Annotated in this window: 12 protein-coding genes; 1 reads left to right on the top strand and 11 read right to left on the bottom strand. The window is 45.7% G+C overall.

The genetic code is table 11. From position 1 onward, the window contains the following. Positions 1-8 precede the first annotated feature (8 nt). From nirB to N5P32_RS15845, 11 genes are all read right to left on the bottom strand, one after another. Positions 9-2567: a nitrite reductase large subunit NirB gene (gene nirB / locus N5P32_RS15795; protein WP_265729981.1), complete on the bottom strand. Its 2559-nt coding sequence runs from the start codon at positions 2565-2567 to the stop codon at positions 9-11. Positions 2568-2637: 70 nt separating this feature from the next. Further along, positions 2638-3867 carry an NAD(P)/FAD-dependent oxidoreductase gene (locus tag N5P32_RS15800; RefSeq protein ID WP_265729982.1) on the bottom strand — a complete coding sequence of 410 codons (1230 nt, stop codon included), beginning with the start codon at positions 3865-3867 and terminating at the stop codon, positions 2638-2640. Positions 3868-3871: 4 nt separating this feature from the next. Beyond that, complete coding sequence (locus tag N5P32_RS15805; RefSeq protein WP_265729983.1) at positions 3872-4720, bottom strand: ABC transporter ATP-binding protein; 849 nt, start codon at positions 4718-4720, stop codon at positions 3872-3874. A gap of 70 nt (positions 4721-4790) precedes the next feature. Further along, positions 4791-5762: an ABC transporter permease gene (locus N5P32_RS15810; RefSeq protein WP_265729984.1), complete on the bottom strand. Its 972-nt coding sequence runs from the start codon at positions 5760-5762 to the stop codon at positions 4791-4793. 76 nt (positions 5763-5838) lie between these two features. Then, positions 5839-7248 carry a CmpA/NrtA family ABC transporter substrate-binding protein gene (locus N5P32_RS15815; protein ID WP_265729985.1) on the bottom strand — a complete coding sequence of 470 codons (1410 nt, stop codon included), beginning with the start codon at positions 7246-7248 and terminating at the stop codon, positions 5839-5841. A gap of 357 nt (positions 7249-7605) precedes the next feature. Beyond that, entirely contained in the window at positions 7606-8370 is a 765-nt protein-coding gene (locus tag N5P32_RS15820) for an ABC transporter substrate-binding protein (protein WP_265729986.1), read from the bottom strand. Continuing rightward, the gene (locus N5P32_RS15825; RefSeq protein ID WP_265729987.1) at positions 8322-8804 is read right to left on the bottom strand and encodes an ABC transporter substrate-binding protein; all 483 of its coding nucleotides are present in this window, start codon (positions 8802-8804) and stop codon (positions 8322-8324) included. The genes N5P32_RS15820 and N5P32_RS15825 overlap by 49 nt, the downstream gene beginning before the upstream one ends. Beyond that, the gene (locus N5P32_RS15830; protein WP_265729988.1) at positions 8801-9406 is read right to left on the bottom strand and encodes an ANTAR domain-containing response regulator; all 606 of its coding nucleotides are present in this window, start codon (positions 9404-9406) and stop codon (positions 8801-8803) included. Before N5P32_RS15830 ends, N5P32_RS15825 begins: the two co-directional genes overlap by 4 nt. Before the next feature lie 207 nt (positions 9407-9613). Beyond that, positions 9614-10249 carry a response regulator transcription factor gene (locus N5P32_RS15835; RefSeq protein WP_265729989.1) on the bottom strand — a complete coding sequence of 212 codons (636 nt, stop codon included), beginning with the start codon at positions 10247-10249 and terminating at the stop codon, positions 9614-9616. Between the two features lie 104 nt (positions 10250-10353). Beyond that, a complete protein-coding gene (locus N5P32_RS15840; RefSeq protein WP_265729990.1) occupies positions 10354-11685 on the bottom strand; it encodes an HlyD family type I secretion periplasmic adaptor subunit in 1332 nt (443 codons plus the stop codon). 2 nt (positions 11686-11687) lie between these two features. Beyond that, positions 11688-13976 (bottom strand): type I secretion system permease/ATPase, encoded by a 2289-nt coding sequence (locus N5P32_RS15845; RefSeq protein ID WP_265729991.1) that lies wholly within the window; start codon positions 13974-13976, stop codon positions 11688-11690. 147 nt (positions 13977-14123) lie between these two features. Here N5P32_RS15845 and N5P32_RS15850 point away from each other — a divergent pair, with 147 nt between their 5' ends. Then, entirely contained in the window at positions 14124-14495 is a 372-nt protein-coding gene (locus N5P32_RS15850; protein WP_265729992.1) for a hypothetical protein, read from the top strand. The last annotated feature ends 9 nt before the right edge of the window (positions 14496-14504 follow it).

Consider the following 14504-nt stretch of genomic DNA (forward strand, 5'->3'; position numbering starts at 1 on the left):
TCATCGTATTAACCCACCTTTGCGATTAATTGCTGTTTTTCTAGGTCCGTTGCAGGGCGCATTTGATTGCGCTCTTCCACAAACACTACGTTGCTGTCTTCACCGTCGTAATTCACAAATTGGCGAAAGGTTTTCAACGCTTCTTGGTCTTCTAGTGTGGTTTTCCATTCGCATTGGAAGGTATCAACCACATGCTGCATACGCGCTTCCAACTCGGCACACAGGCCTAGTTTATCGTGAATAACCACGTCTTTTAGATAATCCAAACCACCTTCTAAGCCTTCCATCCAGACGGAAGTACGCTGCAATCGGTCGGCGGTTTTCGTGTAAAACATCAGCACGCGGTCAATGTATTTCACCAAGGTTTCATCGTCCAAATCTTTGGCAAACAAATCACCATGACGGGGCTTCATACCACCATTACCGCACACGTACAAATTCCAACCGCCTTCGGTGGCAATGACCCCAATGTCTTTACTCTGTGCTTCTGCACATTCTCGGGTACAACCCGATACGGCGAATTTAATCTTATGAGGCGAACGCAGCCCCTTATAACGGTTCTCTAAATCAATCGCCATTTTCATACTGTCATTCACGCCGTAACGACACCAAGTGCTGCCAACGCAAGACTTTACGGTACGCAAAGACTTGCCATAGGCCTGACCAGTCTCAAATCCCGCTGCGATTAATTTCCCCCAAATTTCGGGCAACTGTGGCAAAGTAGCACCAAATAAATCAATACGCTGACCGCCGGTTACTTTTGTATAGAGTCCGTATTCTTTGGCCACTTCACCTAGAACGATCAATCGATCGGGCGTAATTTCGCCGCCGGGAATACGCGGAACAATAGAGTAGGTGCCGTCTTTTTGCATGTTGGCAAGGAAACGATCGTTGGTGTCTTGCAAGCTGATGTGCTCTTTTTTCAGCACATAGTCATTCCAAACACTCGCCAAAATGGAGCCGACAGCGGGTTTGCAGATTTCGCAACCGTGCCCTTTACCATGTGTTTTTAACAACTCAGCAAAGCTTTTAATCTCGCCTATTTTGACCAAGTTATACAAATCTTGACGTGTGTACGCAAAGTGCTCACAAATGTCCGTACTGACCTCAACACCCAACGCCAACAATTCATTGTCGACCACCTTTTTCAGCAACGCGGCACAACCACCACACCCGGTTGCCGCTTTGGTGACGCCTTTTACATCGCCAACCGACAACGCACCACAACAAACCGCATCGCTAATGTCTTGTTTAGAAACGTTATGACAACTGCAAATCGACGCCGTTGCGGGCAACGCATCAACTCCCAACCCAACAGGCGCTCCCTCCATTGCAGGCAAAATCAGCGACTGCGCTTGTTCCGGTAAATCAATGGCGTTTAAGTAATACTGTAACAGCGTATCGTAGTAGCTGTTGTCGCCAACCAAAACCGCACCTAATAACTTTTTACCGTCTTCGGACACCACCATTTTGCGGTAGCTCTGGCTCAATTCATCTTGATAAACAAACACTTTACAGCCCTGTGACTGAGCATGAGCATCGCCAACAGAGCCCACATCGCAGCCAAGCAACTTCAATTTCGTGCTCATATCAGCACCAGTAAAGGTCACACTCGCGTTGCCCATTAAATGACCTGCAGCGGCCTTTGCCATCGCGTAACCTGGTGCCACCAAACCAAAAATACGGTTATTCCACAGCGCGCATTCACCGATCGCATAAATGTCTTCATCGCTGGTTTGGCAGTGATTATTGACACTGATGCCACCTCGTTCACCCACGGCCAAACCAGATTGATGCGCCAACGCATCCTGAGGACGAATCCCCGCAGAGAACAAAATCAAATCCGTCTCAAGATGGGAACCATCGGCAAAGTTCATTCGATGAAAAGCCGATTCCCCATCAACAATCTCTTTGGTCGCCGTATCGGTGTACACCTTTACACCAATGCCTTCGATCATCTCTTTAAGAACAGAACCGCCTTTATCGTCTAACTGAACTGGCATAAGACGCGGAGCGAATTCCACGACGCTGGTTTCGAGACCCAAATTTTTCAACGCATTGGCCGCTTCGAGCCCCAACAAACCACCGCCAACGACCGTGCCTCGCGTGACTTCTTTTGCACAAGCACGAATGGCATCCAAATCGTCTAATGTACGATACACAAAAGTATTATCACGTTTATGACCGGGAATGGGTGGAACAAAAGGGTATGAGCCAGTGGCCAGAATCAACTTGTCGTATGATAGTGCCTCACCGTTATGCAACATCAAACGCTTCGCATCGCGATCGATCTCTGTCACCAAACTGTTTGTAAAATAGCGAACGCCATTGTCGGCATACAAAGAGCCGTCCGTCATGGCCAAATCCGCGGCGCCTTTCCCCGTGAAATATTCGCTTAAATGCACTCGGTCATAGGCCAAATACGGCTCTTCACCAAAAACCGTAATATTAAAGGCATCATGCCCACCTTGAGCGATCAGCTGCTCGACACAGTGGTGACCGACCATACCATTGCCGATCACGACTAAATGAGGTTTAGAATTAAGAAAAGACACGGTAGAAGTCATTTTATTCCCCTTGCAATAACTTTTATTGAAGTAACATGCCTAACGGCTAGCAACGTCCGAAACGACCTAATTACGCGACTTTGGGGCAGCAATACGCTTCGCCAAATATCAGCAAATCAAGCATGTCAGAGACATTGGTCTTATTTTGTATTAACTGGAAATACCAGCTCCCATCGGCGACGTTGCCATAAAGAATTGCTCCAACCAGCAAGCCATCATTGACTACCAGTTTGCGGTAATGGTTTACGCTGACATCCTTAAAAAGGAGGCAGCTGTCTCCACTGATGGGCTGAATCCTTCCTACAGAAAAAAGATTCACACCCGACACTTTTAATTTTGTTGGCGTTGGCTCTATAGAAAAAGCCGCTTCCGATCCCGATAAAACACTCAATAACACAGTAATTTGCGTCCAAATCGGCGCGACCAACCCAAAGGTCTGTTGGTTGAACTCACAGCACTCGCCAATCGCAAACACATCCGCGTAAGAGGTTTTCATTTGCTTGTCCACTAAAATAGCGCGATCAACCGCCAGTCCAGCCGTGCTCGCCAAGCTGGTTTCAGGTGAAATCCCCGCCGCCATCACAACCAAGTCAACACCCAGTTGGTCACCATTTTGACAAACCACCTGTTCGACTTGACCGTCGTCAGATTGCACAAAGGACACAGGCGACTCACCCAGTCGAAACGCCACTCCCATCTCTACCAAACGTCGTTGCAGTAATGCGGCGGACTCTTGATCAAGCTGACGATTTAGTAACCAATGAGAACGATGAAATACCGTTACCTTATGTCCGCGTTTCGCCAAACCAACGGCCGCTTCTAACCCCAAAAGGCCACCACCCACCACACAAATAGACTGGTTAGGCTTCATTTGGGTCATGACATTGACGTCATTCCAAGTCCGAAAGCCCATCACGTTGGGCGCATTCGCCCCGTCTATTGGCAAACGACTTGCCCGCGAGCCAGTCGCCAACACCAATTGGTCGTAAGCCACTTGGTGTCCGCTGGATAACATCACGTTTTTTTCAGCCACATCAACACGAACTACTGGGTCATTAGCGACGATTTCGATACCGTCGTCTTGCATTTTTTGCGCATCCACCAGCTTCATATCAGCATCGGCAATATCATTTGCCAGTAAAGACGACAGCAGTATGCGGTTATAACCAACCTGAGCCTCTTCACCGATCAAAATAATATGATATGCATCGCCATACGCGATTTTTGCATCGTGTGCCAATTTACTACCGGCCATACCTGCACCCACAATCACCAGCCGACGTTTCATTGTCTGGTTCATGGTATTACGCCTGCGCAGCCTTGGTGGTAGCAGGCGTGGCTTTGTTTTTAGCCACACTATGAATGGGTTCGACTTTGCGCTGTTTTTCGTACAAAAAAGTCAGCACTTGAGCACGGTAATCCACATATTTTGGGTCATTCGCCAGCGCCAAACGGTCTCTTGGGCGCTCCAAATCTACATGCAAAATTTCACCAATTGTGGCTTCTGGACCATTCGTCATCATCACAATGCGATCTGATAGCAAGACCGCTTCATCCACGTCATGCGTGATCATGATGACGGTGTTGTTTAAATCTTTCTGAATTTCCATCAACGAGTCTTGTAAGTGCGCACGCGTCAGGGCATCAAGCGCGCCGAAAGGTTCATCCATCAACAAGACACTTGGCTCCATGGCCAATGCTCGGGCGATGCCAACACGCTGCTTCATACCACCAGAAATTTCAGCTGGGCGCTTATCGGCCGCATGCGTCATGTGCACCAATTCAAGGTTGTGCATGATCCAATCGTGCATTTCTTTCTTAGATTTTGTTTTGCGAAACACTTGTTTAACAGCCAACTCAACATTCTGATAAGACGTTAACCAAGGCAATAAAGAGTGATTCTGAAACACCACCGCTCTTTCTGGGCCCGGCCCTTTTACCTCTCTGCCGTCCAACAAAATGCCGCCTTCGGTGGCATCATACAAACCCGCCACAATATTCAGTACGGTTGACTTGCCGCAACCAGAGTGACCAATAAGCGAAACAAATTCGCCTTTCTCTATTTTCAAACTAACGTTATCAAGCGCTTTAAACGAGCCTTTTGGCGTTGGAAACTCGATGGAAACATGGCTGATATCTAAATGTGTTGTCATACTTTTCTCCGATTCGCGTATTTTCATTACTCTATTTTTGACAAATGGCCTACTCGCTGAATCCCTTCAACTAACGCAGCACCTGAGTTTTGTCCCAAGAAACAAAACGCTGAATCGCCAACATAACTCGGTCTAATAAATAACCAATAAAGCCAATCATCAACACCGCCACCATAATTCGGCCTAGCGAATTTGAACTGCCATTTTGGAATTCATCCCACACAAATTTCCCTAACCCTGGGTTTTGCGCCAACATTTCTGCCGCAATCAATACCATCCACGCAATGCCAAGCGACAAACGCAAACCGGTAAACATCAACGGAATCGCAGACGGCACTACAATTTTCACCACGTGTGTCATCCAACCAAGACGCAACACTTTTGATACGTTAAGCAAGTCTTTTTCCACCGCAGCCACACCCACCGCGGTGTTAATCAACGTGGGCCACATGCAACACAGAGTCACAGTGAACATGGATGTCAAAAATGACTTTGAAAACATCGGATCATCAGAAACATAACTCGCGCTCACCACCATGGTTACCAAGGGCAACCATGCCAATGGCGACACAGGTTTAAAGACTTGAATTACGGGGTTCAAGGCGCTGTAAACCGACCTGTTAAGGCCTATCAAAATACCGACAGGAATCGCAATCAAACTGGCCAACCCAAAACCTGCTAAAACCGTATACAAGCTGGTAAAAATTTGATCAAAAAACGTTGGTTTACCGGTGTAGTCTCTTATTGTTCCAACATAACTAGGGTCTTTGGCTTGTCTTTGGGCAATACGCTCCTCTTGTCTGGCGTAAAACTTATCCGCCTTGATGCGCTCATTTTGATGCTCAGCCACCAGACTGTTCCATTGTTCATACACCACCACAGGCCCTGGAAACTCTCCCAATGAGGTATGCACACGACTTGCTCCGACTTGCCACAACAAGATGAAAACCAAGATGCCAAAGACAGGCAGCAGCATTCCTTTCACAGAAAATGCGCTGATCTTATCCTTCAAAGACGCCATCGTTATGTTTGAAATCATCATCTTTCTCTCACTCTATTTCTTGGAACGTGGCCACGGTATGTGACCACTTTGGACTGACTCTTTGTGTTTGATCTTCTTAAATCTGATCATCACCTTTCAGGCCGATTTTGAAGCGTTTCAAATAGTCATTCGGGTATTTTCCGTCATACAAAACGCCATCGATGAAGTCACTTTGAGGTGGTTTGAATCCATCTTCTTTGTCAAAGTCAGGGAATTCAGACGCCATCATGATGCCATCTTCGATCAATGAATTAGCCGCTTGCGCATAGATGTCAGGACGGTAAACTTCTTTAGCGATATTCATGAACCATTCGTCAGACTTAGGTTCCGCAATCTGCCCCCAACGACGCATTTGCGTTAGGTACCAGATGGCATCGCTGTAATACGGGTAAGTCGCGTGGTGACGGAAGAAGACGTTGAAATCAGGAATCTCGCGCTTGTCACCTTTTTCGTATTCAAATGTCCCCGTCATACTGTTGGCGATAACATCGTAATCGGCACCAACGTATTGGCTGCGTGAAAGGATTTTCACAGCCTCTGGACGGTTAGCGTTATTGTTATCATCCAACCATTTCGCAGCACGGATCATCGCTTTCACCACACGAATATGTGTGTTTGGATACTGCTCCGCCCAATCACTGCTCACACCAAATACTTTTTCTGGGTTGTTCTTCCAGATTTCATAATCGGTAATCACTGGCACGCCAATACCTTTAAATACGGCTTGTTGGTTCCATGGTTCACCCACGCAGTAACCAGAAATAGTGCCGGCCTCCATGGTGGCTGGCATTTGTGGTGGCGGCGTTACAGACAACAGAGCATCTGCATTGATTTGGCCACTGGTATCGCCTCGTGCTGGCGCGTAGTAGCCAGGATTGATTCCACCTGCAGCAAGCCAATAACGTAATTCATAGTTGTGAGTGGAAACTGGGAAAACCATGCCCATTTTGAATGGCTTACCCTGCGCTTTATAACCATCAATGACCGGCTTTAGAGCACTTGCACTAATAGGATGAACTGGCTTTCCATCGGGGCCATTTGGAATGTTTTTCTTCATTTCATCCCAAACATCGTTTGATACAGTTATGCCGTTCCCGTTCAAATCCATGCTAAACGCCGTCACAATGTGTGCTTTGGTACCGTAGCCGATGGTGGCGCCCAATGGCTGTCCCGCCAGCATGTGAGCACCATCTAATTGCCCATCAATGACTCGATCCAACAGCACTTTCCAATTTGCTTGGGCTTCTAACGTGACGTACAAGCCTTCATCTTCGAAGTAGCCTTTTTCATAGGCCACCGCCAATGGCGCCATGTCTGTTAACTTTATAAAGCCAAATTTCAACTCTTCTTTTTCCGGATAACCAAGCTCTGCATGAGCAATGCCAGACAAAAGAACAGAGCCGACCAACACAGACGCACGGACTTTCTGTACTGCTATTGCAGTCACAGGCAGGGGAATTACGGCTTTCAAAAATCTAAGGTTCATCGTCATACTCCGCTTCTAAAGACAGGTTTAAAAAGTAGAAAAACAAAAAAGGCGCATGCAATCACAACAAAATGTGTTCACAGGCGCCTTTGCCATTCAAAGAAAATCCTACATTGGATATTCAGTAATGTGGGTGACAATTCAGCATCGTTGCTAATTTCACCAAAATTTTTTAGCTAACTATTTTTCTCAATGTATTTAATAAAGCACGCAACGTGCCAACATAATTAACCATATGATTTATATAATATTTATATATTTAACACCGCCACGAATGACGTATGAGCCCGCTGAAAAACCTTTTTTCGCCCAATCATTACGCACAACGCACTAAAACATGACATGTTCAAATACCACTCACTCAAAACGATCAAACCCTTTTAATATGCCTTCTGGGTGCAAACGGATCTTTCCTGAAGCAACAGAGGAAAGCCAAGTGGACTCTTCTTTTGCAGACAATCGCCACTCTGATGCCTGATTCCTTTGCGCTAAGCCCAGCGCCTCATAAAACAAGTCCTTACGATAAACTTGCTCCGCCAAATCGTTCAGCGACGTGACATGATCCAGTTGATGCCAACGATGCATCTGCGCCATGATCCATAATGCATAACTTGGAAGCGGCTTATTAATATCACTGCCTGAAAATCGCTGATAGGCGTCCATTGGCCAATCGAACTGCCCCTTAGGCTTTACCGATCCGAAACCATAGACCAGCTGCTCAACCGTGCAATTTAAATAATCAGATTGGCTTAAAATATTAAGCAGCTCTGTCTGATTCGCCGGATTATCCACCCACTTACATGCCTGCTCTAGCGCTCGTATCACCGCAAGATACGACCCGCGATTTTGCTCAGCCCAAGTCGAGTTCACACCAAACACTTTCTCTGGTGTGCTTCCCCAAATTTCAAATCCCGTGACCAACATATGCCCAACACCTTGCTCCACAGCAAGACTGTTCCATGGTTCGCCGACACAGTAACCGTCTATGTCTCCTTGGCGAAGACTGTCCACCATTTTGACCGGAGGCACCACCACGATCTGCACATCATTATCCGAATCAATACCCGCTCGACTTAACCAATCCCGCAACTGGTAATTATGCGATGAGTAAGGGTATACCATCGCAAACCGCAGTGGCGCAGCCCCTTACCTCGACTTTCAATCAACTTTTTCAGCGCGGCACCCGATCGAATGTCTGCCGATGACACAGCAAACCGCTGTAACTGTTTGTACAATTCATTCCCAATGGTGATGCCATTACCATTGTGGCTGACCGTAAAGCTCGTTTCCATGGATGTCTTTATCGTGCCAATACCCAAACTGGCCGCAATTGGCATGGACGCCAACATATGAGCACCATCCAGTAAATTAAACGTCACCTTGTCACGAATACTCGCCCAAGACGCTTCCTTGGAAAGCACCACATCCACGCCTTCTTGTAAGAAGAAACCTTTCTCATGAGCAATGACAAAAGGAGCGCAATCAATCAATGGAATAAACCCAATTCGAATAGGCTCTGCATTTTGAATAACTGTATTTGGCTGCATCAAGATCATTTTGAGCCTCCCATTAATTCCATCACAGAGATAATATTTCGAGCTACGTCGGTCATACGCTGACTACGATCCATAGCCAATTTGCGCAGAGCTTGATAAGCGGCGGGTTCATCACACTTCTGATGTTTCATTATCAAACCTTTTGCTTTGTCTATTAGCTTGCGGTCTTCAAGCTGACTTTTCACTGACTCTAATTCAGATCGAAGCGCCTGAAACTCCCTAAATCTTGCGATGGCCACTTGAAGAAGCGCCTTAACGCTGCCACTGTTCACGCCGTCAACAACATAAGCACTTACACCAGCACGAATAGCGGCTTCCACATGTCTGGAATCGTCTTCTTCGGCGAACATAACAATCGGGCGTGGGTTATCTTGAGTAAGTCGAGACATGTTTTCTAACATATCCCGATCGGGTGATTCGATGTCAATAATGACCATATCCGGCTGAAACTCTGCCACGGCTTCCGTGAGGTTTTTAGCACTCTCCAAGCGCCTAATCACACGATAACCACTGTCGACCATCGCCTGTTCAACAATGGCCGCTCTTGCTGGTTCATTGTCTACCAACATCACAGTCAGTTCTTTTTCTGGGGGAGCAAGCATGGTGCATTCTCTTAAAAAACGTAAAGTAAGCACCAAAAAAAATGCAAGATATGCGCCATTTAGACACACATAAAATGGAATAATAGACAGGAAAAAGGCCCGTTTTAGGGCCTTAAAGAAGAAAACAACGTCAATTTAATAGCAGAAAGACATCAAAAAAGTAAAACGCGAACCAAAAAAGCGCAAACTAAGACTCGATGAACAAGTTTAATGCACGACAGACTGCAGCTTCACCAAAAGCGCCAATGCCAAACGATCTTTTGTCTGTGTTTTCTTAAAAATCGACGTCAAATGGGCTTTCACTGTACGCTCAGTAATATTCAATTCAAGGGCAATTTGCTTATTAGATAAGCCTTTAGAGACGCATTGCGCCACGCTTAACTCGCGTTCAGATAACTCATCTAACGCACTATTCGGCTGCGCGACAGGCAAAGCAGATTGCTGAATAAGCTGCTGAATAAAGGCTTTTCCACCCCAAATCTCACCAGACTCAATGACCGACAAAACCAAGGTCAATTGCTCTTTACCAATATAGGGCGCGCACTGCCCGTTTACACCGACAGAAAAAAGCCGTAATGCCGCCGATTGACTATGCTGGCTGGGGAAGACGACCACTTTTTGTTGAGGAAGCTCAGCGCAAACACTGGCCACATCCTCGACGTCCTTTGCAAAAAATTCCTGATCCAAATAAAAGAAGCAGTATTCAAATTCAGACGGTTTTGCACTCAATATTTGGCGCACTTCTTCCAAGGTATCAACACGAACTAATGAGACACCACGGCTTATCACTTGATTCCAATGCTTCCATACGGCGCTATCTGTATTCCAACACAAAATTTTCAAAATTGATCTCGTCCTATCAAGTGCGATATTGCTATTCTAACCAGCAAATAATAACGGTTTGTTAACATTTGTTACTCGTCATCAAACCTGCCATTTTTTTGTAATTAGCGCTCACGGAGCGCATTCTGTTTTGCCTTCAGAATCGGTTTTAGCAAATAATCTAACAATGTCTTTTTGCCCGTAATGATGTCTACCGTTGCCTGCATACCAGGAATAATAGGCAATGGTGCTTCTTTACGGCCTAAATGGTTTTTATCTGTCCTCACTCTCACCAAGTAAAAGCTGTTGCCTTCTTCATCTAAAATGGTGTCCGCACTGATATTTTCAACCACCCCATGTAAACCGCCAAAAATAGCAAAATCATAGGCCGATAGTTTTACCACCGCGCTCATATCTGGTTGAATGAAACCAATATTTTCTGGACGAACTTTCGCTTCGATCAACAAGGAATCTTCAATCGGAACAATTTCCAGCAAGCTCATTCCTGGTTTAATAACACCACCAACGGTATTGATCTGCAGCTGCTTAACTATCCCTTTAACCGGCGATCTCACTTGAGTTCTGGAAACCTTATCTTCAAGCGACACATTGCTCTCGCGGAGTTGGTCTAACTTGCTTTTTACTGTTGTTAAATCTTCTTGCGCATCCGCACGAAATTTCGCATCGCTTTCTTCTAATTTACTTTGCGCTTCTTTTAAAGCCGATCGCGCGCGAGGAATCGCCAATTGCGTTGCTTCTAGATCCCCTTGCAACTGGTTTACTTGACGCTCCAACTGCAATAGTTCAACCCGAGAAACAGCCCCCTGCTCAAACGCGGGGCGCGTTAATGACAACTCCTCTTTCGAGAACGCATAACTTTGTTTTAAGTTGTCTAACTTGGCTTGTAACTCGACAATTTCCTGTTTTCGCTGCTCTATTTGCTGCTGGAAACTGGACTGATTCGTGCGTAATGACTCTAGGCGGTTTTTATACAAGTCCATCTCTCGACTCACCACTTGCGGATACTCTTTCATCACCTGTGCATCGAACTCTGGCTTAACTCCGTACGATTCGGCTTGCAGACGTGTGGCACGCACCCGCAAGTTAATCGATTCCGCTTGCTGTTCACGCAATGACGACAAAGCTTCTGTATTTTCAATAGTCATCAGCACCTGACCACTATCGACCACTTGCCCCACCTTAACATTGATCTCTTTTAAAATACCCCCCTCAAGGTTTTGTATTTGCTGAACCTGACTGGATGGTATGACTTTCCCTTCACCAACGGTAACTTCATCCAACGAGGTATAGTGCGCCCACACCAAAGCGACCGTCACAAAAATAAAAATAACCCATAAAATAATTCGACCACCACGAGGCGTTTTCAGCATCAATGCTGCATTTCGGTTCGTCAAATATTCTAAATCGTTTTGAGATATCTGGTTTTTATTGCTCATTATTAACTGACCTTCAATTTGCCTTGGCGAAGCGCTTCATGCACTTGTGCTTTTGGACCATCAGCAATCAAGCGACCGTTATCCATGACGATAATACGATCAACCATGTCTAGCATAGAGGCCTTATGTGTAATTAAGATGAGGGTTTTGTCTTTAATCCCTTCCATTAATCGACGTTTCATCCGAGCCTCAGTGGTGTTGTCCATAGACGCCGTCGGTTCGTCCAAAATAAGAATCGGCGGATCAAAAAGTAACGCTCTTGCGATCGCGATACTTTGGCGTTGCCCTCCAGATAACAAGGCACCACGCTCACCAACATTGCTGTCCAGCCCGCTTGGCTTACGATTAGCAAACTCAGACACACCGGATAAATCCGCCGCTCGAATGATCGCGTCATCTTCCATGTAAGGCACACCCATGACGATGTTGTCTTTAATGGAACCATAAAATAAATTCACGTCTTGTGACACCGCGCCAACATTGCGACGCAAATCGGTCGGGTTTACTTGCCTCAAATCGACACCATCTATGCGTATGGCGCCAGAGCCTGGTGTATACAAGCCCGTCATTAATTTGCCTAATGTTGACTTACCCGAACCAATACGCCCAATAATGGCAACTTTCTCACCTTGCTGAATGGTGAAGTTTATCGAACTTACCGCGGCCTGTTCTTGATCTGGGTAGGCAAAGTCTACCGCTTCAAATTGAAAAGACCCTTTAAATGAAGGACGGTGCACAAATTTCACGTTATCTGGGTTTTCTACCGGCGAAGACATGATCTCATTCAATGACGAAAAAGCCGACTTAGCCTGATTGTAACGAGTCGCCAAACTGGCCACTTGCGCCATTGGACCAAGCGCTCTTCCTGTCAACATGACTGACGCCACCAGCGCCCCCATGCTCATATTACCTTCTGATATTTGATACACACCGACAATAACAATAATCACGGTTGTCAGCTGTTGAGCCACCATTGCAAATGACGAAGAAGACTGTGACAACTGACGCGTTTTTACCCCCCAATCGGCAATATTGCCTACGGCATTTTCCCATTGTTGCTGCATGACGCCTTCCGCATTATTCAGCTTCACACTTTCAGCATTGTATAGGCTTTCGATCAATACTGCGTTTTTCTGAGACGCGGTCTTTTGACTTTCCTCAATGGAACGTCGTAGCGGAATTTGAATAATAAGACTGTATAGGACAATCAGCGCAATGGTCACTATCGGAATGTAACCAACGGGGCCACCTATCAGCCATATTACGCCAATGATTAAAAACATGAACGGAATGTCCACCAAGGTGGTGATGGATGCAGACGTGATGAAGTCTCGGATGCTTTCGAACTCTTGCAAGTTCTTTGCAAATGCGCCAACCGACTTAGGACGAGATGCCATCGTGATGTTATTCACTTTGGAAAAAATCGACGCGGATATCAAGATATCTGATTTTTTACCGGCAATATCAATAAAGTACGCTCGCAGCATGCGCAGTAAAAAATCGAATAAATACACCGCCGCGGCGCCAATTGCCAAAACCCATAGGGTATCAAACGCGTTATTTGGCACAACACGATCATAAACATTCATGACAAACAAGGGGCTGGCTACGGCAAAAATATTAATTAATAACGACGCGATGAAAACATCACGATATATTCGCCAAGACCCGGTAACGGTTCCCCAAAACCAATGACCTTTTTTGGTTTCTTTTTCGTCACTTTTTTCGGAACGTTTGTCAAATTGATACAAGGGACGAACAAAAAAGCAGTAACCCGAAAACGATTCGTTCAGCTGCTCTATGGTTATCGTTAATTCACCTTCACCGGATTCTGGTCGGAGAATTTTAGCGCTTCCGTTTTTTCTATCTAATTCCAACAACACACAGGCTTGCTTTTCTTTTAAGAGCAAAACAACCGGCATGACCATATCAGGAATTTTTGCCAAAGAACGCTTAACAAATCGGGTACTGAGGCCAATCCGCTGTGCAGCACGCTGGAAAAGCTCAGGAGTCATGGCGTTGTCAGTAATAGGTAACCCCGCTGCGATGCCATCGGCAGTATAGGGGTTATAGAAATATTTACTTAATAAGACCAAACAATCTAATAACGGATTAGGATATTCTAACGACGCACTTTGGACATTCCACTGATTGGCCTCGGCTTGTAATGCCTCTTCACTCACCGTATCGGTTGCGCCATCTTCTGCTTCATTTGTGATTTCATTTTCATCATAAGACTCATTCTCTGCCGATGACGAAGAGTTCTGCTCTGGACGACCAGTGTCAGACATGCTCTATATTCTCCTAAACAACCCAAATTTGGCTTATAAACATACAATACAATGATGACAGTTATGGTCTAGAATAGTGGTTATTAGGTAAGATGGGAAGTGAACAAATCACTTACTCACACATTGAGAGATTAGAAGGAAATCAATATGCTATATGCAAAAGTCGATGCGGATGGCGTCATTGTTGACGTAGCAACATCCCAATCAAACGAATACAAATTACTTGTTGCACCAAACGATCCGACTGTTGCCAGCATACTAGAAAAAAAGTTCACTTCTGCAAGCACCAGCACCCAAGAAATACTGTCAAGTTCCGATGGCGAAATGATGCGTATTTTAGAAGACTTAGTCGATCTTCTTACAGAAAAACGCTTAATTCAGTTTACTGAACTGCCACTTGCCGCACAGAAAAAACTACTCGGAAGAAAGTGGGTTCGTGGCGTTCACAGCAATAACGATGAAAGCTTAATGATAGAAAACGATCATCTTGGCGAAGACAGTGGCGACTCATTAATCTGAAGACCTACA

It is taken from the genome of Marinomonas pontica (assembly GCF_026191375.1).
Taxonomy (GTDB): Bacteria; Pseudomonadota; Gammaproteobacteria; order Pseudomonadales; family Marinomonadaceae; genus Marinomonas; species Marinomonas pontica.